The 1,705-nt window shown below is 74.0% G+C and carries 1 protein-coding gene and 1 pseudogene; both read left to right on the forward strand.

Annotated elements, in window-relative coordinates; translation table 11 throughout:
• Positions 1–692: pseudogene (locus CCN42_RS26695) on the forward strand (hypothetical protein); the annotation flags it as partial.
• 17 nt (positions 693–709) lie between these two features.
• Entirely contained in the window at positions 710–1,690 is a 981-nt protein-coding gene (galE, locus tag CCN42_RS26700; protein ID WP_086739425.1) for a UDP-glucose 4-epimerase GalE, read from the forward strand.
• Positions 1,691–1,705: the final 15 nt, after the last annotated feature.

Raw genomic sequence — 1,705 nt, forward strand, 5'->3', positions numbered from 1 at the left:
CGAGGACGCCCAGGGCGGCGGTCACCGGGGCCGCCGCCCTGGGCGTCCTCGCGGTCACCTTCGCCCACCCCTTGGCCTTCCTGCGCCAGCAGGGCGGCCGGGGTGTGCAGATCGAGTCCTTCGGCGGCACCCTGCTGAGCCTCGCCACGCACGCGGGGTGGCCGGGACGGGCGGGGTACCGGTACGGGGCGCTGGAGTTCACCGGCCCGTACGTGGACGCGGTGGCGACCGCCTCCCTCGCCCTCACCGCCGTCGCCTTCGTGCTCCTGCTGCACTGGCGGCTGACCGCGCGGCACGGGACCGAGGCGACGCCGTACGACGCGGCGCTGACCGCCGTGCTGCTCTTCACCGTCACCAGCCGGGTGCTCAGCCCGCAGTACCTCGTCTGGCTGCTCGGCCTGGCCGCCGTCTGCCTGACCTCCCGGCGGACCTCACAGCGTCCCGTCGCCGCGCTGATCGTGGCCGCGACCGCGGTCACCGCGCTGGTGTATCCCACCCTGTACGGGGAGGTAGCGGCGAGCACCCCCACCGGCTGCGTCCTGATGACCGTCCGCAACGGGCTGCTCGGCACGGCCGCAGTCCTGTCCCTCGTCCGGCTACGACGCGTCACCGCGATGTCACCCGGCGAGGTCGCGCCTGCTTCACTGAAGACCGAGCACACCCGGCGGGCGCCCACGGGCGCCGCCGACTGACGAGGGGACGGCCGCACATGGCCTGGCTGATCACCGGCGGCGCCGGATACATCGGGGCGCACGTGGTCCGCGCCATGACCGAGGCGGGCGAACGGACCGTCGTCTACGACGACCTGTCCACCGGGATCGCCGAACGCGTCCCGCCGGGGGTGCCGCTGGAGGTGGGCTCGACCCTGGACCGGGCGCGGCTGGACCGGGCGCTCGCCGGGCACGGGATCACCGGGGTGGTGCACCTGGCGGCGAAGAAGCAGGTCGGCGAGTCCGTGGACCGGCCGCTGCACTACTACCGGGAGAACGTGGAGGGCCTGCGCGTCCTCCTGGAAGCGGTCACCGCGGCCGGGGTGCCGTCCTTCGTGCTCTCCTCCTCGGCCGCCGTGTACGGCATGCCGGACGTGGACCTGGTCACCGAGGACACACCCTGCGCCCCGATGTCGCCGTACGGCGAGACCAAGCTGGCCGGCGAGTGGCTGGTCCGCGCCACCGGCCGGGCCACGGGCCTGTCCACCGCGTCCCTGCGCTACTTCAACGTGGCGGGCGCGGCCTCCCCCGAACTGGCCGACACCGGCGTCTCCAACCTCGTCCCCATGGTCTTCGAGAGGCTCACCGAGGGAGCGTCCCCGCGCGTCTTCGGCGACGACTACCCGACGCCGGACGGCACCTGCGTACGGGACTACATCCACGTCGTCGACCTGGCGGAGGCCCACGTGGCCGCGGCCCGCGCGCTGGAGACGTCACCCGGCCGCGACCTCACCCTCAACATCGGGCGCGGCGAGGGGGTCTCGGTCCGGGAGATGATCGACCGGATCAACGCGATCACCGGCCACGACCGCCCCCCGACCGTCACTCCGCGCCGCCCCGGCGACCCGGCCCGCGTGGTCGCCTCCGCCGACCGCGTCGCCACCGAGCTGGGCTGGAAGGCCAGGTACGACGTCCAGGACATGATCACGTCCGCGTGGGAGGGCTGGGTACGGCTGCACCCGGAGGCGGCGCGGCACTAGGTCGTGTCCGCAAAG

The sequence above is a fragment of the Streptomyces glaucescens genome, from assembly GCF_002154375.1.
Classification (GTDB): Bacteria; Actinomycetota; Actinomycetes; order Streptomycetales; family Streptomycetaceae; genus Streptomyces; species Streptomyces glaucescens.